This is a genomic window from Paraburkholderia sp. A1BS-2L (assembly GCF_051125205.1).
In the GTDB taxonomy this organism is placed as follows: domain Bacteria; phylum Pseudomonadota; class Gammaproteobacteria; order Burkholderiales; family Burkholderiaceae; genus Paraburkholderia.
Map to the genome: position 1 here is coordinate 2188734 of NZ_CP120428.1, position 19464 is coordinate 2208197.

Here is a 19464-nt window from a genome sequence, read left to right on the forward strand (position 1 = left end):
TCCCCAAAATTCGATCAAAACAGATGGGCGATGCGCTCCGATGAACCGCATGCGGGGCCGCACGTGTCGCAGGCCCGGCCAAGCGGGAGCGCCCGCTTCGGACTGGTCAGAAGCGGATGACCGAAGCGCCCCAGGTAAAGCCGCCGCCGACGCCTTCGATCAGCACGTTCTGGCCACGCTTGATGCGGCCGTCGCGCACCGCGACGTCGAATGCAAGCGGAATCGAAGCCGCCGAGGTATTGCCGTGCTCACCCACGGTGACCACCATGCGCTCGGCGGGCAGACCGAGCTTGCGGCAGGTGCCCTGCATGATGCGGATGTTGGCCTGATGGGGGATCAGCCAGTCGATCTGGTCGGCTGTGAGTTGCGCTTTTTCGAGCGCCTCGATCGCGACCTTCTCGAGCACGTTGACGGCGAGCTTGAACACGGCCTGTCCATCCATATGGAGGAACGCGTTGCCGGCAACCACGCCGCCGTTCACGTTGCCCGGCGTGCAGAGAATGTGCGCATAGCTGCCGTCGGCGTGGAGCGCGCTCGAGAGCACGCCCGGCTCGCTGGACGCCTGCAGCACGATCGCGCCTGCGCCATCGCCGAACAGCACGCAGGTCGTGCGGTCTTTGAAGTCGAGAATGCGCGAGAACGTTTCCGCGCCCACGATGAGCGCCGTCTTGTGCTGGCCGCTGCGGATCAGGCTGTCGGCGACCGATACCGCGTAAGCAAAGCCCGAGCACACGGCCTGCACGTCGAACGCCGCGCCGTGATTGCGGATGCCGAGTTTGTTCTGCAGCAGGCAGGCGGTGCTCGGAAACACGAAATCGGGCGTTGAGGTGGCGACGATGATGAGGTCGATCGATTGCGGGTCGACATCGGCGGCCTCGATCGCGCGCTGCGAAGCGGCCAGGGCGAGATCGCTGGTCGTGACATCGGGCGCCGCAAAGTGGCGCGCGTGGATGCCGGTGCGCGCGACGATCCACTCGTCGCTCGTCTCGACGCCCTGGGCGGCGAGACGTTCGGCCAGATCCTGATTGGTGACGCGCTCAGGCGGAAGAAAACTGCCCGTGCCGAGCACGCGGGAATAGAGAGTCGATTGAGCCATTATGCCTTCGAGGATGATGCGGCGCCGGGCGGCAGTTCGCCCGCCGTCTGAGCGGGTAAGCTCGCTGATGGACTCGCGGAAGGCTCCTCGGGAGCCTTTGGGGCGGCGCTGTTCTGGCCGCCCGTGGACGAACCGGCAGCCTGTTCGAGTGAACTGGCGTTTTCTTCCATGGCGCGCGCGAGACGCTCCAGCACGCCATTTTTGACGGCATCATACCCGCGTTTGATCGCCCACTCAAACGCATAAGCGTCTGCGGAGCCATGGCTCTTGAATACGAGGCTTTTCAGGCCGAGCAGCGCCGCGCCGTTGTACTGGCGGTGATCGACGCGTTTCTTGAAACGCATGAGCACCGGCAGCGCAGCCAGCGCCATGAGCTTTGTGAGCCACGAGCGACCAAACTCTTCCTTGATCATGTCGTTGAGCATCTGCGCGAGGCCTTCCGACGTCTTGAGCGCGACATTCCCCACGAAACCGTCACAGACGACAACGTCGACGGTGCCCTTGTAAATGTCGTTACCTTCCACGTTGCCGCGGAAATTCAGCGTGCTCGCGCGCAGCAACTCGCCTGCGCGCTTGATCGTGTCGTTGCCCTTGATGACTTCTTCACCGATGTTCAGGAGCCCGATGGTCGGGCGCTCCTTGCCCTCGAGCGCGGCGACGAGCGCGTGCCCCATCTCGGCGAATTGCAGCAGATGCTGCGGTTCGCAGTCGACGTTCGCGCCGAGGTCGAGCATCGTCGTGTAACCGCGCTCGCTGGGCAGCGCGAACGCGATGGCCGGCCGTTCGATGCCAGGCAGCGTCTTGAGCACATAGCGCGAGACGGCCATCAGCGCGCCGGTGTTGCCTGCGGAGACGCAAGCCTGCGCCTCGCCCTCTTTGACGCGGTTGAGCGCGACGCGCATCGACGAGTCTTTCTTTTTGCGCAAGGCGACTTCGACCGGATCGTCCATTTCGACGACCTCGGTGGCGGGAACGACGGAAAGTGCGGAGAGGTTCAGCGCTTTCAGCTTCTTGAGCTGGGCGCGGATCGCCGTCTCGATGCCCACCAGTTGCAGTCGCGCATCGGGATGCGTGCGGACGAAATTGACTGCGGCAGGCACTGTCACGGACGGACCGTGGTCGCCTCCCATGCAATCTATCGTGAGCGTAACGGTCATGGAGTGCGACGGATTTCAGGCACAAAAAAGCGGCAGTTGAATGCCGCCTTTTTTGCCGAGCCGAAAAACTGTCAAGCGAACGGAATCGCCATGTGCAGCGCCGTGCAAGCCCAGAATCGGGCCGTCGCGCCGCACACTGGACGATTAGTCGTTCTTGGTCTTGACGACTTTCTTGCCGCGATAGTAGCCGTTCGGGCTGATGTGGTGACGCAGATGCACTTCACCCGTGCTCGGCTCGACAGCCAGCGGCGCGCCCGTGAGGAAATCGTGCGAGCGGTGCATGCCGCGCTTCGACGGCGACTTCTTGTTTTGTTGAACTGCCATGATAACTCCTGAAAATTTTCCAAATTCTAACACAGCCCGATCCGGCCGCCGCCACCCTGGGGGATGACCGGACTCCGGGACTGGGCCACGAATTGATACTGCACGCCACCCGCAGCCACCCGGTAAAACCTTAGTGCTTGCTGCCGGGACCGTCCTTCTTGAGCGATTCGAGCGCCGCAAACGGGTTGACGCGCTCTTCCGGCTCGATTTCCTGCTCCGGCACGTCGTCGACGGAATCCACGCCATCCGCGCCGTCGGCACCCGAGGCGAGGCTTTCGTGAACTTCCGGACAAACTTCGTGCTTCGGCACGAGCGGCAGCGAGAGCAACAACTCCTCTTCGATCAAGTCGACGAGATCGAAATGGCGCGAGCCTACAATCACATCGAATTCATCGTCGTCGAGCGAAAACTCGTCCGCCTCATCTTCCGTCTGGACGATCCGGAAGACCGGGTCCGCGTTGAACGCCTGCTCGTAGGGAGCGAGGCAACGCTGACACGTAAGCCATGCGGCACCGTGAATCGCGAGCCGCAGATACGGCTGCGGCCCCTCGGTGCCGTTGTCCTGCAATTCCTGTTGCGTGAAGCCCTCGGCCTGCCATGTGAACGCGGCATCGCGGCCAGGCGCATCGGCCGGGACTTCGCTTAGCATGCGCGGCAGTTGCGGGAGACGCACCGCACCCGATGCACTGCGCCCGCTACGCGCAAATTCGAAAATGTCGAAATCGCGCGGATTGAGCGCGCCCTGCGTGCCTTTATCCGCACCTGCACCCGATGCGGTGCCCGCAGGCTTGCCAGAATGTTCGGTCATGTGCGCTCTCCTGCTCCAGACGCGCGGCCCGCAGGCGGCGCAAAGCCCTACACTGCTGCCGATCCGCGATCCGTATTCTTGTCCGCCCGCTTCCCTCGCGCTTTTCTTAATGCGCGCCAGCCCGCCGGACACACCGCCGGACACACATTAGCCAGACGCACGAGGTGAGCGTACCGATGAAAAGCCCAAAATCATAACGTCTTTATCTTTGCGAGTCAAACACTTAAGCTCACGCTCGCAAGCCTCTGCGCGGCTTGGGTATTTTGGCAAATTCGCCGGCAAATGCGACAGTTGAATGCGACTGCCGCATGCCTTACTCGCCCTGCACCGCTCCACGACCATTATTCACGAACCGACCATCATGCAGGATACCGCTGCACCCGCCCGGCAACCGGGCCGACCCACGCTGATTCTCGCCTCCAGCTCACGCTACCGCCGCGAGTTGCTCGAGCGCCTGCACATCCCTTTCGAGACCGCTGTGCCGGCCATCGACGAAACGCCGCAACCCGGCGAAACGCCCGCCGCCACGGCACTGCGCCTGGCCGAGGCCAAGGCCCGCGCCGTAGCCGCCGCCTTGCCGGCCGGCGCCGGGCGTGCGCTCGTGATTGGCTCCGACCAGGTGGCGACCTTCGACGGGCACCAGATCGGCAAACCGGGCACTCACGAGCGTGCACTCGAGCAACTGCGCGCCATGCGCGGACGTGAAGTGTTGTTCCATAGTGCACTCAGTCTGCTCGACACCGCGACTGGCCAAACGGATACCGTCGATGTCGTGACCACGGTGCGCTTTCGCGACCTGCCCGACGCCGCGCTCGACGCCTACCTGCGCGCCGAGCAGCCCTACGACTGCGCGGGCAGCGCGAAATCGGAAGGGCTTGGCATCGCGCTGCTGGAAGCAATCCAGTCCGACGATCCCACCGCGCTGATCGGCCTGCCGCTCATCGCGCTCACGCGCATGCTGCTCGCCGTCGGCTATCCATTGCTGAATCCGCTACTTGCGCCGCAGGACGCTCGCCAATGACCACGGGCACGCTCTATCTGATCCCCAACACCCTCGGTGACGGCGACGACGCCGCGCTCGCCGCCGTCCTGCCCACGCCGGTGCGCGAACGCGCGGGCACGCTGTCCAGCTACATCGGCGAGAACGCCAAGACCACGCGCGCGTTCCTGAAGCGCGTCGGAACCACGCAGCCGATCCAGGAGATCGAAATTCGCGAGCTCAACGTCAACACGCCCGCAAGCGAGATCGACAAGCTGCTCGCGCCGCTTCTGGCCGGCATCGACACGGGGCTGGTGTCCGAAGCGGGCGTGCCCGCCGTGGCCGATCCGGGCGCCCTGCTGGTGCGACGCGCGCACGAGCGCGGCATCAAGGTCGTGCCGCTCGTCGGGCCGAGCTCGATCCTGCTTGCGCTGATGGCGTCGGGCCTGAACGGCCAGAGCTTTGCGTTCCATGGCTATCTGCCCGTGGACGCGAACGAGCGCACCAAAAAGCTGCGCGAACTCGAGCAGACCTCCCGCAAGGCGAAGCAAACGCAGATCTTCATCGAGACACCCTATCGCAACCGCGCGCTGCTCGACGCGCTGCTCGCAACCTGCGCACCCTCCACGCTCGTGTGCGTGGCCGCCGACCTCACGCTGCCAGGGGAGACGATCGTGAGCCGCGCCGTGTCCGAGTGGAAAAAGAAGCCGGCGCCCGAGTTGCATAAGCGGCCCGCGATCTTCCTGCTGCTGGCAAACTGAGCGCCGTTCGCACAGGCGCCACCGCTAAATGAAACGGCCGCCATGCATCGCACAGCGGCCGTTTCACGTGGGATCGGAGCCCCGTTTGCGCAGAATCAGCGCACTGAAACCTTCCCGCCCGAAATCAGCGAATGCACGGCCGCCGAACCAACGCTTGCGCCAAAGCGCTTCGCGACGCGGTCGGTGATGCCCTGCTTGACCGTGTAGTCAACGATGTCCGGCGCCTTGATGACTTCGCGCGCCACATAGTCGCTGTCGCCGAAGCCGTCAGCAAGACCGAGCTCGATGCTCTTCTGGCCGGTCCAGAAAAGGCCCGAGAAGAGGTCCGGCTCATCCTTCAGGCGCTTGCCGCGGCCCGCCTTCACGGCGTCGATGAACTGCTGGTGAATCTGGTCGAGCATCTCCTGCGCGTGCGCGTCCATCTTCGGCGTATTCGGCGAGAACGGATCGTAAAAACCCTTATTCTCCCCCGACGTGCGCAGCCGGCGCTGGACGCCGAGCTTGTCCATCAGGCCCGTGAAGCCGAAGCCGTCCATCAGCACGCCAATCGAGCCGACGATGCTGGCCTTGTTCACATAAATCTTGTCCGCAGCGGCGGCAACGTAATAGCCGCCCGAAGCGCACATGTCCCCCACCACCACGTAGAGCGGAATGGCCGGATATTTCGCGCGCAGCCTGCGGATCTCGTCGTTGATGATGCCGGCCTGCACCGGCGAGCCGCCGGGGCTGTCGATATGCAGAATCACGCCGGCGGTGCCGTCGTCGTCAAACGCGCTATCGAGTGCGCTATTGATGTCGTCGGCGTTGGCGGACGTGTCCGCCGAAATCTCGCCACTGAGCGTGACGAGCGCCGTGTGGCGGCCGCCGCTGTCCACGCGCGTGCCGGAAAGGTCGAGGATGCTCCATGCGACCAGCACCAGCACCGCAAGAAACGCGAAGCGGAAAAAGATCTTCCAGCGGCGCGCCGAGCGTTGCTCGGTGATCGCGGCCATGGCGATGCGTTCGAGCGCCTCGCGCTCCCAACCGGGCTTGCCGCCGCTGGCGTCATCAGGGTTCAGGTTATCGGACATGCGTGGTAACGAATCAGGATGGGGTCGGACTCAAATCGTCGTCCGGAAGCCAGAATACCGCACGGCCTTCGGGTGTGTCGCGTTCTTCGACGCGCACCGCGCGCAACCGCGCGCCGCGGCACGGTCCGCCCACGCATTTGCCGGTGTCGGGCTGGTAGATCGCGCCATGCGTCGCGCACATGATATAGAGCCCCGAAGACTCGAAGAACTGCCCCTCGACCCAGTCGAGCTCCATCGGCACGTGGGCGCAGCGGTTCAGGTAGCCGTACACTTCGCCGCCATAGCGCACGAAGAACACGACGGCCTCGCCGCCCGCATAGGTCGCGCTCATGCGCTGGCCTGCGCCACCCTCGACGAGGTCCTCGGCGGCGCACACGCGCACGGGCGCGTGGCCCGTCTCGCGGGCTTCGCCCGCACCGGGCTGCGCGTTCATGCGTGCTCCCGCAGCCAGCCGGCCAGCGCTGCCACGTCCGGCGCGATAAACCGCGGCGCAAGCCCGGCCAGCGCGCCCGACGAATGCGCGCCGTAAGCCACGCCCACGCCCGCCGCGCCCGCGTTAGCGGCCATCTGCAAGTCGTGCGTCGTGTCGCCGATCATCACCGTTCGGCCCAGATCCTGCCCCAGTTCGCGCGTGAGCTCCTGGAGCATGGCCGGATGCGGCTTCGAGAAGGTTTCGTCGGCGCAGCGCGTGCCGTCGAACAAGCTCGTGAGGCTGGCCTCGGCCAGCGCGCGGTTCAGCCCCACCCGGCTCTTGCCGGTCGCCACCGCGAGCAGGTAGCCCGTGTCGCGCAGCTCGGTGAGCATCTCGCGCACGCCCGCAAACAGCTCGATTTGCTGATCTTTCAACAGGTAATGGACGCGGTAGCGCTCCACGAGGCGCGGATAGTCGGCGGGATCGAGCGTGGGCGCGGCAATCTGCAATGCCTCGCGCAAGCCAAGGCCGATCACGTAGCTCGCGGCTTCGTCGCCGGGCACCGGCAGGCCCAGGTCGCGGCACGCGGCCTGGATGCTGCGCGTGATGTGGGCGGTCGAGTCCATCAGCGTACCGTCCCAGTCGAACACAATCAGGTCAAATTGCTCTCGGGCCATGCGGTCCTTCTCCAAACACTGTAATTCTTGAATCCGGCTTGCTCCCCGGTTCGTCGCGGCGTCATGCGCATTCGGCGCCCCTATTCGGGCCGCGCAGCGGCGTGGCGCTCGCCCTCGCCCTCTGCTTCGCGCTGCGCGCGCAACTCGCCGACAAAGCTGCGCAGCTCGGGCGGCAGCGGCGCCTCGAATTGCAGCGGCGCGCCCGTGATCGGGTGCGTGAGCTTCAACCGGTGCGCATGCAGGAACATGCGCTTGACGCCTGGCTTCGCGCCGGTGCGCGCGAGCGCCTTGTTGAGCGCGAAGTCGCCGTATTTGGCGTCGCCGACGATCGGCAAGCCCAGATGCGCGAGATGCACGCGGATCTGGTGAGTGCGGCCAGTCTTGAGCTCGGCCTCGACGAGCGCGTAGCCAGGCCAGCGCTCGACGAGATTGAAGACCGTATGCGACGGCTGGCCGTCGGGCTGCACGCGCACACGCCGCTCGCCTTCGGGGGTCAGGTACTTGTGTAGCGGCTCCTTCACGGCGCGCCGGCGCCCCCAGTCGCTCGCCCACTCGCCGTGGACACACGCGTAATAGCGCTTGTCCGTTTTGTTGTCGCGCATCTGCTCGTGCAGCCCGACTAGCGCCGCGCGCTTCTTCGCGAGCATCAGCACGCCGGAGGTCTCGCGGTCGAGCCGGTGCACGAGTTCGAGGAATTTGCCGTGCGGCCGCGCCTCGCGCAACTGCTCGATCACGCCGAAAGCCACACCGCTGCCGCCATGCACAGCCACGCCGGCGGGCTTGTCGATCACGAGCAGCGCCTCGTCCTCGTACAACACGCTGAAGTGCGCCGCCGGCACGGGCACCGCGCCTGCCTGCTCGCTCGGCTGGGCGACGCGCATGGGCGGCACGCGCACAACGTCGCCCATCTCGAGCCGGTACTGCGCGTCGATTCGCCCCTTATTCACACGCACTTCCCCGCTGCGCAAAATCCTGTAGATATGGCTCTTCGGCACGCCTTTGCACACGCGCAGCAAGAAATTGTCGATCCGCTGACCAGCAGCGTCTTCGTCGATCTCGACGAACGAAACCTGGTCGCTCGCGACCTGATTCTGGGATATTTTGCCTAACCCTTTCATTCTGAATATAATTTGCCCAGCGCTGACGCGACGGCAGGCCAAAAGGCCAAAAAGTTCCTGATTCGCCCCAAGGTTGTCTACTGAATACCCAAGGGCGCTTCTCCGGGATCTTGAACCGCGCGGCATGCGCAGGCGGCAAGCGATAAACCGATATTTTACTTGCGCCCGGGGCCGGTTGCTCACCCCGTTTTAGAGATGCAACGAGTTGCACGCACGGAAGTCCGCGCGGCAGGGACGGCGCCCACAGGCACGTTCGGTCGAGGCAGGCTCCGACGGTAACGGAAGGTTGGTATAAAGAATTCATCCGGCGAGTCATGCCGCGCGGTCGCAACGTTTTCGAGCGACTGCCGCCCGACGCGCTGGTGGCGAAAATACGGCGAGCGCCTGATGCGTCCCGGCAATGTGCGGGATATGGCGACGTCAAAAGTGGCGAGACACCCCGAGGGGGAAGACGGGCGTTTCTGAAAGCTTCCCGTGCGCGGCCCTGGGCTCGATGCCCGAAGCCGCAAAGCAGATCCAGCCAGCAGCGCGCGCAGTTCGCGGCTGCGGCCCATGTCCTGTCGCGATCGTGCGTGGCGCCTTTTGCCGCCAACACACGCAAGCACCGCCACAAGCCGGCAATCAGCGGCTATGAGCGGGCAACAAGCGGCGACAGGCGGATCGGAAGCGCAGGAAAACCGTGCCCCCGCGCGTCTGGCTGCTCTTGAAGACGTATTTCGCATGTGCCCACGCGGCCCGTCCATGGCAACGCAACGCCGGACCGGCTGCCCGCAAGGCAATTCTCCCCGCCATCCTTCCTGCTCCAGCGTGCTTGTGAAAACACAATAAGGCGCGGCTTGCCGCGACCCTCTCCCCCCATGCAGCCCGGCGAAGCGCCGGGCGCCGTCGAGGGACCGAGGGCCGTGCATGAAGCCGCACTGGAGCCGTTCAATGAAACGAATGCTGTTCAACGCGACGCAGCAGGAAGAACTGCGCGTCGCCATTGTCGATGGACAGAAGCTGATCGACATCGACATCGAAACTGCCGGCCGCGAACAGCGCAAAGGCAATATCTACAAGGGCATCGTCACCCGCATCGAGCCGTCGCTCGAAGCGTGTTTCGTCAACTACGGCGAAGATCGCCATGGCTTCCTGCCGTTCAAGGAAGTCGCCCGCCAGTACTTCCGCGACGGCGTCGACATGCGCGGCGCGCGCATCCAGGACGCCCTCAAGGAAGGCCAGGAACTGATCGTCCAGGTCGAGAAGGAAGAGCGCGGCAACAAGGGCGCCGCCCTCACCACTTTCATCTCGCTCGCCGGCCGCTACCTCGTCCTCATGCCGAACAACCCGCGCGGCGGCGGCGTGTCGCGCCGCATCGAGGGCGACGACCGTCAGGAACTGCGCGAAACCATGGCGCAGCTGCAACTGCCGGACGGCATGAGCATTATCGCGCGCACGGCCGGCATCGGCCGCTCCGCCGAAGAGCTCCAGTGGGACCTGAACTACCTGCTGCAACTGTGGCGCGCCATCGAAGCCGCGTCGCAAGCCGGCCAGTCCGGCCAGCCGATGCTGATCTATCTGGAATCGAGCCTCGTGATCCGCGCGATCCGCGACTACTTCCAGCCCGATATCGGCGAAATTCTCATCGACACCACCGAGATCTATGACCAGGCACGCGCCTTCATGGATATCGTGATGCCGGATAATGTCAACAAGGTGAAGCGGTATCACGACGACGTGCCGCTGTTCTCGCGCTTCCAGATCGAGCACCAGATCGAGACCGCGTACTCGCGCACGGTGCCGCTGCCCTCGGGCGGCGCGATCGTGATCGACCACACCGAGGCGCTGGTCGCCATCGACGTGAACTCGGCGCGCGCCACCAAGGGCGCCGACATCGAGGAAACCGCCGCGCGCACCAACCTCGAAGCCGCCGACGAAGTGGCGCGCCAGCTGCGTCTGCGCGACCTGGGCGGCCTGATCGTGATCGACTTCATCGACATGGAGTCGGCCAAGAGCCAGCGCGAAGTCGAGCAGCGCCTGAAAGACGCGCTGCGCCACGACCGCGCCCGCGTGCAGATGGGCAAGATCTCGCGCTTCGGCCTGATGGAGCTGTCGCGCCAGCGCCTGCGCCCGGCCCTCTCGGAAGGCAGCCACGTCACCTGCCCGCGCTGCAATGGCACGGGTCATATCCGCGATACGGAATCGTCGGCGCTTCAGGTCCTGCGCATCATCCAGGAAGAGGCGATGAAGGAAAATACCGCGGCAATTCACTGCCAGGTGCCGGTCGAAGTGACCGCCTTCCTGCTCAACGAGAAGCGCGCGGAAATCAACAAGATCGAGTCGCGCTTCAAGGTCGGCGTCGTGCTGATCCCGAACAAGCACCTCGAAACGCCGCACTACAAGCTCGAGCGCCTGCGTCACGACGATGCGCGTCTCGACGACCCGCGCGCCTCGTGGAAGATGGCCGAGGAAGCTGCGCGCGAGCTCGAGTCGGAGACCGGCTACAGCAAGCGCACGGCCGACACCAAGCCGAAGCAGGAAGCCGCGGTGAAGGGCATCACGCCCGAGCGCCCTGCCCCCACGGCACAGGCCAGGCCCGTGGCCGAGCCGATGCCCGTTGGCGCACCGGTTGCCGCCGCTCCCGCGAGCGGCGGCGGCTTCTTCGCCTTCATCAAGCGCCTCTTCGGCGGCGCGCCGGCACCGGCTCCCGTGCCGGCACCGGTCGAGCAGCAGGAAAAGGCCAGCCGTCCGGCGCGCGAAGCCCGCACCGAGCGTGGCGAGAAGGCTGGCACAGGCTCCGGCGACCGCAATCGCAACCGCCGTGGCGGTAGCCGCGACGCAGCAGGCCGTGGCGAAGCGGCAGGCGGCGCACGCGCCGGCCAGCCCTCGGGCCGTCGTGAGGAGCGCGAACCGCGTGAATCGCGTGAGCCGCGCGAAGGACGTGAAGGCCGCGCCCCCCGTGAACAGCGCGAGCCGCGCGAGCAACGCGAACCGCGTGAAGCACGCGAGGGCCGTGAGCCCCGCGCCGAACGCGAGCAGCGCATCGAACGCGTCGAACGTGGCCAGGACCGCAACGAAGCAGCCGAAGCCGCCCCGCGCGGCGAACGTCAGGAACGTGGCGAGCGCCGTGAACGCGGTGAACGCACGGAGCGTGGTGACCGCGCCGAACGTGGCGAACGGCGCCGTCAGCAGCAGCCCGAAGCCGGCGAGGCACAAGAGGCGCGCCTCGACGCCGCTAACATCGAAGCCGAGGTCGCCGAAGCAGCCCAGGCCGCCCTCACCGACGGCGTGCCCCACGCCGGCACCGACGAAGACGGCGCACCGCAAGGTGAGGAGCGCCGCCGCCGCCGCCGTGGCCGCCGTGGTGGTCGCCGCGAGCGCGATGCGGAAGGCACGCAAGGGCTCGAAGGCGCAACCGGCGCCGACGAGGGCACCGACGAATTGGCCGCTGCGTTCCCCGCTGTCGAGCAGCCCGCTGTCGAGCAGGCTGAGCGCGTCGAGACTGTCGTTCACACTTCAGTTACCGAAGCGGTGGTCGTGACGGCCTTGCCGGTCGCAGCAGCTGCTGCCGCTGAGGCCGCCCATTCGGCGCAAGCCACCGAAGCACCGGCTGTTGAAGCACCGGCAGTCGTTCCGGCCGCCCCGGCCGAAACCGTAGTTGCTGCTGCACCCGAAGCGCCGGTTGCCGCACCCGCTGAACCGGTCGCGCCCGCCGTCGAACAGGTCGCGGCCGCCACGCCGGTTCAGGCCGTTGTGAAACTGGCTGCTGTTGCTGCAACACCGGCCGTGCAGGCCGAAGAAGCCGCAGCAGCCGCAGCGCCGGTGGTCCGCGAGGATCGCGTCGAAGCTCCGCCCGCGCCGATCGAACCGGCTGCCGTCGCCCAACCCGCGCCGGTCGAGACGCGTGCCGAAGCTGTCGTGGCACAAGCCGAAGCCGCGGCGCCGGTCGCCGAGCCCGCGACTCAGCGTCACACGCCAGCGAGCGTTGCGGCCGCGGCCGACACGCTGCGTCCGATGCTGGAATCGGCAGGCCTCGAGTGGGTCAACACCGACGCCGCCAAGCTGCGTGCCGCGCAGGACGCCGCCGCCCAGGTGGTGAAGCCCGCACGCGTGCCGCGCGAGCGCAAACCCCTGCCGCCGGCCGACAGCGCACCGATGCAGCAGGTGGAGACGACCCGCCAGCCCTAACCGGCACGCGCGAGTCAGCCGGACCGGAAGTCGACCTCAGGGCCGCTTCCGACCGCGGCGGTAATGCCGCATCGCAACACGAAGCCCGCCGCTATCGGCGGGCTTTTTTTTGATATATCAGCGTTCATCCTTGTCGGTGCGCAAGGTGAGGTTCGGCTAGAATCGAACCAACGAGAGAATGAAGCCACCATGTCCCGACGCATCATCCCTGTTGCAGACATCCGCTCGCTGCCGCCCAGCCCGGCAGCGCAGACCGTGCGCGCGCCGTCTGGCGAGCTGTTCGACGCTTTCGCGCGGCCGTTGCGCGACTTGCGCATCTCGGTCACGGACCGTTGCAACTTCCGCTGCGTCTACTGCATGCCGCGTGCGGTTTTCAACAAGGACTACCCGTTCCTGCCGCATTCGTCGCTTCTTTCACTCGAAGAAATCGAACGTATCGCGCGGCTTTTCGTCGCACACGGTGTTACCAAGATCCGCCTGACCGGCGGCGAGCCGCTGCTGCGCAAGAACATCGAATTCCTGATCGAGCGCCTCGCGAAGCTGCGCACGCCCGACGGCGAGCCGCTCGACCTCACGCTCACAACGAATGGATCGCTGCTCGCACGCAAGTCGCGCGCATTGCGCGACGCGGGCCTCACGCGCGTCACGGTGAGCCTCGACGCACTCGACGACGCGCTCTTTCGCCGCATGAACGACGCCGATTTCTCGGTCGCCGACGTGCTCGACGGCATCGCGGCCGCGCAGTCGGTCGGTCTCGACCCGATCAAGGTCAACATGGTCGTCAAGCGCGACACCAACGACAGCGAGATCGTGCCGCTCGCGCGCCACTTCCGCGGCTCGGGCGTGACCCTGCGTTTCATCGAATACATGGATGTGGGCACTTCGAACGGCTGGAACATGGCCGAGGTGCTGCCGTCCGCCGACGTGGTCGCCCGCATCGCCGAGCACTTTCCGCTCGTCGCGCTCGAACCGCACAGCGCCGCCGAAACGGCGCAGCGCTGGGGCTACGCGGACGGCGCCGGCGAAATCGGCGTGATCTCCAGCGTCACGCGCGCATTCTGCGGCGATTGCACGCGCGCGCGGCTCTCGACCGAAGGCAAGCTGTATCTGTGCCTGTTCGCCTCGATGGGCTACGACCTGCGCGCGCTGCTGCGAGGCGACGCGAGCGACGAAGCCATTTCCGCCACGATTGCCCAGATCTGGGAACAGCGCGCCGACCGCTATTCGCAATTGCGTGGCAGCGACGCCGCGCCGGCCGAGGGCGAAGAGCGCCGTATCGAAATGTCCTATATCGGCGGCTGATACAGCGATACGCCGATGCTCTCCGCTTCGCCCGCCATCCCCACCGCTGCGCTTACCGGCCTCGTGCTCGCGGGCGGCCGCGGCCAGCGCATGGGCGGCGTCGACAAAGGCCTCCAGCGCCTGCACGGCAAGCCGCTCGCCGCGCATGTGCTGGCGCGTCTCGCGCCGCAAGCAGGCGCACTCGCAATTAGCGCGAACCGCAACCACGATGTCTACGCCGAGCTCGGCGCGCCGTGGCACGCGCAGGTTATCGCCGATACGCTGCCCGACTACCCCGGCCCGCTCGCGGGACTGCTTGCCGGCCTGCGCGCCGCCGGCACCGAATGGCTGCTGAGCGCGCCGTGCGATTCGCCATGGCTGCCAGCCGATCTCGGCGCCCGGCTGGCCGAAGCGGTGCGCGCGCAAGACACGCTCATCGCCACCGCAACAACGGTGAACGCCGCCAGTGAAGTCAGCCTGCACCCCGTCTTCGCGCTCGTCCACACCTCGCTCGCCGACGACCTCGCCGCGTTTCTGGATGCAGGCGAGCGCAAGGTCCGTGCGTGGTACGCGCGCCACACGGCGGCCGAAGTGGTCTTTGCCGACGAGCGTGCGTTTTACAATGTCAATTCCTTACAGGAACTTGCCGAGCTCGACCGTGCCTGACGAGCGCGTCCGGCTCGACCGCCGCCGCCCGCCACCGGCCTGATGCACGCCCCCCTGGACGATCGCCACACCCATCCGCGCGGATGCGACGCTTCTCCACTCCATGACCACGCTTAACAGTATTTCCGGCCGCGCAGGAAGCCTTGGCCAGTTCGATCCACAAGCCTTGCCCGTCAGTGCCGCCCAGGCCATCGTGCTCCAGTGGGTCACGCCGCTCGCGCAAAGCGAGCGCGTGCCGTTGCGCGACGCGCTGGCACGCGTGCTCGCAAAAGACGTGATCTCGCCGATCGACGTGCCCGCTCACGACAACTCGGCCATGGACGGCTATGCCTTCGACGGCGCGTCGCTGCTCGCGCAAGCCGCGCCAGCGGGCGCGACGCTCACGCTGAAGGTGGCGGGCAAGGCGTTCGCCGGCCATCCCTACACGGGCGCCATCGCGCCGGGTGCGTGCGTGCACATCATGACGGGCGCGCCGATGCCCGCCGGCTGCGACACCGTCGTGCCGCAGGAGCGCGTGGAACATGGCGTGGGCGCGGAAGCCGCCGCCGGCCCAGTTTCCAGCACCGTTTCCGAAGCCGTCACCTTCCGCGCCGACGCCGTGACACCCGGCGCAAACCGCCGCCGCAAGGGCGAAGATCTCGCGCGCGGCAGCGCGGCGCTGCGCGCAGGCCGCGTGCTGCGCGCGAGCGACATCGGCTTGATGGCCTCGCTCGGCATTGTCGACGTGGCCGTGAAGCGGCGTCTGCGCGTGGCGTTCTTCTCGACCGGCGACGAGTTGCGCTCGCCCGGCGAGCCGCTCGACGCCGGCTGCATCTACGACAGCAACCGCTACACGCTCGGCGCGATGCTGCAGCGCCTGAACGCCGAGCCGATCGATCTCGGCCGCGTGCACGACGACCCCGAATCGCTGGCAGCCACGCTCAAGGCCGCCGCCGAAAGCGCCGACGTCGTGCTGACCTCGGGCGGCGTCTCGGTCGGCGAAGCCGACTTCACGCGCACCCAGTTGCAGACGCTCGGCGATGTGTCCTTCTGGGGCCTCGCGATGCGTCCGGGCCGCCCGCTCGCGTTCGGCCGCATCTGGTCGGGCGGCCGTCCCGGCGCCGGGCGCGCGGCCCTCCTGTTCGGGTTGCCAGGCAATCCGGTCGCCACAATGGTCGCGTTCTACCAGATCGTGCGCCCCGCGCTGATCGCGATGTCGGGCGCCACGCCTCAGCCGATGCCGCTCATTCCGGCGCGCTGCGACGCGCCCATCAAAAAGCGCCCGGGCCGCACCGAATTCCAGCGCGGCGTCGCCGAGCGCGATGCGCAGGGCCAGTGGCGCGTAGCGCCCACGGGCTCGCAAAGCTCAGGCGCGCTCAGCACGATGAGCGAGGCGAACTGCTTCATCGTGCTCGCCCACGAAAGCGCCGACCTCGATGCTGGCAACACCGTCGACATCATGCTCTTCGACGGCCTCGTCTAGCACGGCGCCCATGACCCGTCACTGCATCGTTCAACATGATTCGGCGTCCCTCAGAGACGTCCCCTCGACCTACGGACCGATTCACATGAAAAAACAGATTTCGTTCATCGCCGCCGGGCAGACTGCGAAGGCCCTCATCCTCGTGTACCTGACCTTCAGCGTGCCGGTCGTGCTGCTCGTCGCGGTGGTCGCGTTTTTCCGCTACGGCACCTTCGAGCTCGGCACCGTGTTCAGCGCGCTGATCCTCAATGCCATCGTCGGCTTCGTGCTGCTGTGGATCGCCTGCCATCTGTACAACTGGGTTGCCGCGCGCTTCGGCGGCATCGAGATCCATCTCTCCGATGTGCCCGAGGAGGCGTGATGACCGCTACGATCCGCGCCGCGGCGCCCGCCGACGTCAGCGCCATGCATGCGCTGATGTACGAGCTCGCCGAGTTCGAAAAGCTCACGCACCTCTTCACGGGCACGCCCGAAGGACTCGCCGATGCGCTGTTCGGCGCGCACCCGGCGGCTGAGGCGCTGGTGGCCGAGGACGCGGGCCGCATCGTCGGCTATGCGCTGTTCTTCCACAACTACTCGACCTTCCTCGGGCGTCGCGGGCTCTATCTCGAAGACCTTTACGTGCAGCCGTCGCAGCGTGGCACGGGCCTCGGCACGGCGCTGCTACGCGCGCTCGCCGCCATTGCCGTGGAGCGCAAGTGCGGCCGCTTCGAGTGGACCGTGCTCGACTGGAACACGCCGGCCATCCGCTTCTACGAGAAGATGGGCGCAACCATCTTGCCCGACTGGCGCGTGGTGCGCGTGACGGGCGATGCGCTCGACCAGCTCGCGGCGCCTGCCGAGCCGGTCGCGAGCTAGGGCATGCAGCATGAACATCGGGCCGTCCGCAGATCGCTGCGGACGGCCCGATGTTTTTTGGGACGCTTCGTTGCGTGGCTCGCGCGATGCGTGCGTCACTCGTCGCCGCTTTCTCCGTTCTCGCCGCTACCGCCGTTGCGCAGCGCATCGCCGAGCAGATTCGACGCGGCCTCGCCAGGCAAGGCCTCGACTGCGCGCAGCTTGCGGTTCATCACGCGCGTGCGCGCTTCAGCGGCTTCGATCGAGCGCGTCACCGTCTCCAGCTGCGACTTGGTGCGCGCGAGCACTTCGCCGAACTTGCCGAACTCCGTCTTCACCGCGCCCAGCACCTGCCAGACCTCGCTCGAACGCTTCTCGATCGCGAGCGTGCGAAACCCCATCTGCAGGCTGTTGAGCAGCGCCGTCAACGTGGTCGGGCCCGCGATGCTCACGCGATAATCGCGCTGCAACACATCGGTGAGGCCCGGGCGGCGCAGAATCTCGGCGTAAAGCCCTTCGGTGGGCAGGAACAGCAGCGCGAAGTCGGTCGTGTGGGGCGGCGCGACGTATTTCTCGGCGATGGTGCGAGCCTCGGCGCGCACGCGCGCTTCCAGCGCGCGGCCGGCCTCCTCGATGCCGGCCGCGTCGGCGCGCTCCTGCGCGTCGATGAGCCGCTCATAGTCCTCGCGCGGAAACTTGGCATCGACCGGCAGCCAGACCGGCGCGTTGTCCGGCGCACCAGCGGCGGTATCGCCCGACACGCCGCGCCCCGGCAACCGGATCGCGAACTCCACGCGCTCGCTGCTGCCCGGCACCGTCGCCACGTTTTTTGCGAACTGCTCGGGCGTGAGCATCTGCTCGAGCAGCGCTTCGAGCTGCACTTCGCCCCACGTGCCGCGCGTCTTCACGTTCGTGAGCACTTTCTTCAGGTCGCCGACGCCCGCCGCGAGCGTCTGCATTTCGCCCAGCCCGCGATGCACCTGCTCCAGCCGGTCCGAGACAAGCTTGAACGATTCGCCCAGGCGCTGCTCGAGCGTCGCGTGCAGTTTCTCGTCGACGGTGCGGCGCATCTCTTCGAGCTTGGCCGCGTTGTTGGCTTCGATGTCCTTCAGGCGCTGCTCCAGCGTCGCGCGCACCTCGGCGAAGCGGCGATCGTTCGCCTCGGTCAGCTGCGCAAGCTGCTGACCCAACACGTTGCCGAAATGGCGCAGCGCCTGGCCTTGCTCGTCGCGCGCCTGTTGCGCCTGCAAATGCTGGCTCTGGCGCACCGCTTCGAGCTGCTGCGCGAAGCTTTCGAGCTGGCCGTTCTGCACGGTCGCGATGCTGGTGAGATGCGCGGCAAGTCCCTGCTGCACCTGCGCGAAGCCGCCGCCGAATTCGCTGCGCGAGGCCTGCGCGGTGCGCGCGATCTCATTGCGCAACTCGCGCTCGATGCGTTCGGCCGCGCGCGCCTGGGTGTCGGTCGAGCCCGCGATGCGGTCGCTCAACTGGTCGAGCGCGTCGAGTGTGGCTTGCGCGTCGTCCTGCGTGCCGCCGCGCGCGCGCAAGAGCGCGAACACCGCGATCGCCAGCGCGACCGCAAGCACGAGCATCGCCACCGCCATCAGCGGCTCCGCGTTCATGAACGCGCCTTCCCCAACACGTCCGGGTTGATCGGGTTGGGCGGCTGACCCGCGCGCGGACCAACGCCCAGCGCGGCGATCAGGTTGTCGGCGGCCAGGTTGGCCATGGCGCGGCGCGTGCCTTCGCTCGCGCTCGCGATGTGCGGCGTGAGCACCACGTTGTCCACGGTGAGCAAGGCCGGATGCACGCTCGGCTCGCCCTCGAACACATCGAGTCCCGCAGCGGCGATCTGGCGCGTGCGCAGCGCCTCGGCGAGCGCCGCGTCGTCGACGATGCCGCCGCGCGCGATATTCGTGAGCGTGGCCGTGGGCTTCATCAGCGCGAGTTCCGCCGCGCCGATCGTGTGGTGATTTGCCGGCACATACGGCAGCACGAGCACCACGTGATCGGCTTCCTTGAGCAGCGCTTCCTTCGAGCGATATTCCGCGTTGAGTTCGGCCTCGATCTCGGGCGCGACGCGCGAGCGGTTGTGATAAATCACGCGCATGTTGAAGCCGCGCGCGCGGCGCGCGAGCGCCTGGCCGATGCGGCCCATGCCGACCACGCCGAGCGTCGAGCCGTGAATGTCCGCGCCGAGAAACATGTCGAAGGACCACTTCTGCCACTTGCCCGCACGCAGAAAGTGCTCCGATTCGCTCACGCGCCGCGCGGCTGCCATCATCAGCGCCCAGCCGAAATCGGCCGTGGTTTCGTTGAGCACGTCGGGCGTGTTGGTGCCCAGCACGTTCGCCGCGTTGAAGGCCGGCATGTCGAAGTTGTTATAGCCCACCGCCATGTTCGAGACCACGCGCAGGCGCGACGCGGCAGCCAGCACTGCCGCGTCGATCGGCTCGCCCATGGTGAGCGCGCCATCCTTGTCGGCGAGCCGCGCCTTGAGGGCGTCAGCGGACAGCGTCTCGCCGTTGTTCCAGTCGACGTCGAAATACTGCTTGAGACGATCGATCACGTCCGGAAAAATCGGGCGCGCCACGAGAATTTTTTGCATGGGTGCTCTCCGCACTACAGATCAAATAAAGGTCAACTCAT

General features: G+C 66.7%; 18 protein-coding genes. 8 read left to right on the top strand and 10 right to left on the bottom strand.

Translation table 11 applies throughout. The annotated features are described in order from the left end of the window. Positions 1-106: 106 nt before the first annotated feature. The 4 genes from P5W98_RS09890 to P5W98_RS09905 all read right to left on the bottom strand — a co-directional run bounded on the left by P5W98_RS09890 (position 107) and on the right by P5W98_RS09905 (position 3385). Complete coding sequence (locus tag P5W98_RS09890; protein ID WP_421024380.1) at positions 107-1096, bottom strand: beta-ketoacyl-ACP synthase III; 990 nt, start codon at positions 1094-1096, stop codon at positions 107-109. Continuing rightward, complete coding sequence (plsX, locus tag P5W98_RS09895; RefSeq protein WP_421024381.1) at positions 1096-2253, bottom strand: phosphate acyltransferase PlsX; 1158 nt, start codon at positions 2251-2253, stop codon at positions 1096-1098. The genes P5W98_RS09890 and plsX overlap by 1 nt, the downstream gene beginning before the upstream one ends. Positions 2254-2397: 144 nt before the next feature. Further along, positions 2398-2577 (bottom strand): 50S ribosomal protein L32, encoded by a 180-nt coding sequence (gene rpmF, locus P5W98_RS09900; protein WP_018441573.1) that lies wholly within the window; start codon positions 2575-2577, stop codon positions 2398-2400. A gap of 130 nt (positions 2578-2707) precedes the next feature. Next, the gene (locus P5W98_RS09905) at positions 2708-3385 is read right to left on the bottom strand and encodes a DUF177 domain-containing protein (RefSeq protein ID WP_421024382.1); all 678 of its coding nucleotides are present in this window, start codon (positions 3383-3385) and stop codon (positions 2708-2710) included. A gap of 361 nt (positions 3386-3746) precedes the next feature. On the opposite strand from P5W98_RS09905, the gene P5W98_RS09910 reads away from it, so the two are divergent. Next, positions 3747-4406, top strand: coding sequence for a Maf-like protein (locus tag P5W98_RS09910; protein WP_421024383.1), 660 nt, complete (start codon positions 3747-3749; stop codon positions 4404-4406). Further along, positions 4403-5125 carry an SAM-dependent methyltransferase gene (locus tag P5W98_RS09915; RefSeq protein ID WP_421024384.1) on the top strand — a complete coding sequence of 241 codons (723 nt, stop codon included), beginning with the start codon at positions 4403-4405 and terminating at the stop codon, positions 5123-5125. The genes P5W98_RS09910 and P5W98_RS09915 overlap by 4 nt, the downstream gene beginning before the upstream one ends. 95 nt (positions 5126-5220) lie before the next feature. Here P5W98_RS09915 and P5W98_RS09920 read toward each other — a convergent pair whose 3' ends face one another. From P5W98_RS09920 to P5W98_RS09935, 4 genes are all read right to left on the bottom strand, one after another. After that, positions 5221-6195 (bottom strand): S49 family peptidase, encoded by a 975-nt coding sequence (locus P5W98_RS09920; RefSeq protein ID WP_421024385.1) that lies wholly within the window; start codon positions 6193-6195, stop codon positions 5221-5223. A gap of 13 nt (positions 6196-6208) precedes the next feature. Next, on the bottom strand, positions 6209-6628 hold the full coding sequence (locus tag P5W98_RS09925) for a Rieske (2Fe-2S) protein (RefSeq protein ID WP_421024386.1): 420 nt from the start codon (positions 6626-6628) through the stop codon (positions 6209-6211). Beyond that, positions 6625-7284 (bottom strand): HAD-IIIA family hydrolase, encoded by a 660-nt coding sequence (locus tag P5W98_RS09930; RefSeq protein ID WP_421024387.1) that lies wholly within the window; start codon positions 7282-7284, stop codon positions 6625-6627. Before P5W98_RS09930 ends, P5W98_RS09925 begins: the two co-directional genes overlap by 4 nt. An 80-nt stretch (positions 7285-7364) precedes the next feature. Continuing rightward, entirely contained in the window at positions 7365-8402 is a 1038-nt protein-coding gene (locus tag P5W98_RS09935) for an RluA family pseudouridine synthase (protein WP_421024388.1), read from the bottom strand. Positions 8403-9332: 930 nt separating this feature from the next. On the opposite strand from P5W98_RS09935, the gene P5W98_RS09940 reads away from it, so the two are divergent. From P5W98_RS09940 to P5W98_RS09965, 6 genes are all read left to right on the top strand, one after another. Continuing rightward, a complete protein-coding gene (locus P5W98_RS09940) occupies positions 9333-12569 on the top strand; it encodes an Rne/Rng family ribonuclease (protein ID WP_421024389.1) in 3237 nt (1078 codons plus the stop codon). A gap of 189 nt (positions 12570-12758) precedes the next feature. Next, the gene (gene moaA / locus P5W98_RS09945; protein WP_421024390.1) at positions 12759-13871 is read left to right on the top strand and encodes a GTP 3',8-cyclase MoaA; all 1113 of its coding nucleotides are present in this window, start codon (positions 12759-12761) and stop codon (positions 13869-13871) included. 15 nt (positions 13872-13886) lie between these two features. Next, complete coding sequence (mobA, locus tag P5W98_RS09950) at positions 13887-14516, top strand: molybdenum cofactor guanylyltransferase MobA (protein WP_421024391.1); 630 nt, start codon at positions 13887-13889, stop codon at positions 14514-14516. Positions 14517-14619: 103 nt separating this feature from the next. Further along, entirely contained in the window at positions 14620-15978 is a 1359-nt protein-coding gene (moeA, locus tag P5W98_RS09955) for a molybdopterin molybdotransferase MoeA (protein ID WP_421024392.1), read from the top strand. Between the two features lie 85 nt (positions 15979-16063). After that, positions 16064-16339, top strand: coding sequence for a hypothetical protein (locus P5W98_RS09960; protein ID WP_035522630.1), 276 nt, complete (start codon positions 16064-16066; stop codon positions 16337-16339). Next, positions 16339-16836, top strand: a complete 498-nt coding sequence (locus P5W98_RS09965; RefSeq protein ID WP_421024393.1) for a GNAT family N-acetyltransferase — start codon at positions 16339-16341, stop codon at positions 16834-16836. Before P5W98_RS09960 ends, P5W98_RS09965 begins: the two co-directional genes overlap by 1 nt. Before the next feature lie 95 nt (positions 16837-16931). On the opposite strand, the gene P5W98_RS09970 is transcribed toward P5W98_RS09965, so the two are convergent. Continuing rightward, positions 16932-18437 carry a DNA recombination protein RmuC gene (locus P5W98_RS09970; protein ID WP_421024394.1) on the bottom strand — a complete coding sequence of 502 codons (1506 nt, stop codon included), beginning with the start codon at positions 18435-18437 and terminating at the stop codon, positions 16932-16934. Further along, complete coding sequence (locus P5W98_RS09975; RefSeq protein WP_421024395.1) at positions 18434-19423, bottom strand: 2-hydroxyacid dehydrogenase; 990 nt, start codon at positions 19421-19423, stop codon at positions 18434-18436. The genes P5W98_RS09970 and P5W98_RS09975 overlap by 4 nt, the downstream gene beginning before the upstream one ends. Between the last annotated feature and the right edge of the window lie 41 nt (positions 19424-19464).